The sequence below is a fragment of the Oleiphilus sp. HI0067 genome (genome assembly GCF_001635735.1).
The window spans coordinates 1-1086 of the sequence record NZ_LWFI01000320.1 but is presented as its reverse complement, the minus strand read 5'-3'; the positions used below and the strand labels follow the sequence as shown (position 1 = coordinate 1086).

1 protein-coding gene is annotated in these 1086 nt (G+C 45.4%); it reads right to left on the bottom strand.

Features of this window, described 5'->3' with window-relative positions; all coding sequences use genetic code 11:
- The coding region (locus A3739_RS03860; protein WP_304440251.1) for a histidine kinase dimerization/phospho-acceptor domain-containing protein at positions 1-1086 on the bottom strand (1086 nt) is incomplete at both ends.

The following is a 1086-nucleotide window of genomic DNA, read 5'->3' as shown; positions in this document are numbered from 1 at the left end:
CGAATAGAACAACCCATAGCACCTAGAAGTTGACGCGATAAGTACAAACCTAAAACCTAAGCCTTCATGAGAACGACTCAATGACGAGTCAGCCTGCCAAAACTTCTCATAAGGCTCATGAGCAAGTAACAGCTCAGAGCCGTAATTGGTTATCGAACAAACAAAACTCTTCCGCTGATCGAAGTTGTAATTAACCTCTATGGATAAGCCATCACCAAACTTACGCGCATTATCAAAAACCTCACGTAACACGTCGTACAAGACCTGCATATCTATATAAACCTGACCTTCGAGCTCTTTGGGAACAGATTCCTTAATCCCGACACCAAGCTCATCAAACATAAGGTGCGCTTGAACCCCCACCTCTCGTACAACAGCTTCGCACGAGTAAGCTTGGCAACTAACACCGTGTTCAAAACCATCTACGCGCTCAACATCTAACAACTGCTTGGACAGTGCATCGAGTCTTTGCCCCGCTTCAAGCACGCGCTTAGACAAATCACGTGATTCATCAGCATTGCTAACACCAGACACCAATCGTTTTGCGAATCCAATAACCGCAGTAATAGGCGTTCGTATTTCGTGATTCATCGTCCCGATAAACTCATCCTTTACACCTTGGAGACGCCGCGACTCACGCAGTAAATCTTGAAGCTCTTGCTGCTGAGCATCTATGCTTGTTAGAAGACCATTGTAATGCCCCGCTAACAAACCAACTTCGGTGGATTCATTTTCAGGCAATCGCTTCGTTAGTTCTCCGCTTTCATGGTTGTGGCTGATTGACTCGATCATGTCCGACAGATCATTACGCTCTCCGTGCTCGTAAATATTGAGCCTAAGCTTTTCGGCCTCCTTACTAATTCTGAGAGGCCAAAAGCGGTTAATTAATCGCATCACTGCATACGTTAAACCAAAACCCCAAACCACAGCGATTGCCAAGCCAACAAGCTGAGGCAGCAACGAAAACTCAGAAACAAACAGAACAGGAAGCAACACTCTCACCATACCGCCACCTAAATGAACGGGCACAGCATCAACTGCATCATCAACTTCGAAGTATTCAAGTAATGATGAAGAACCTTTCAT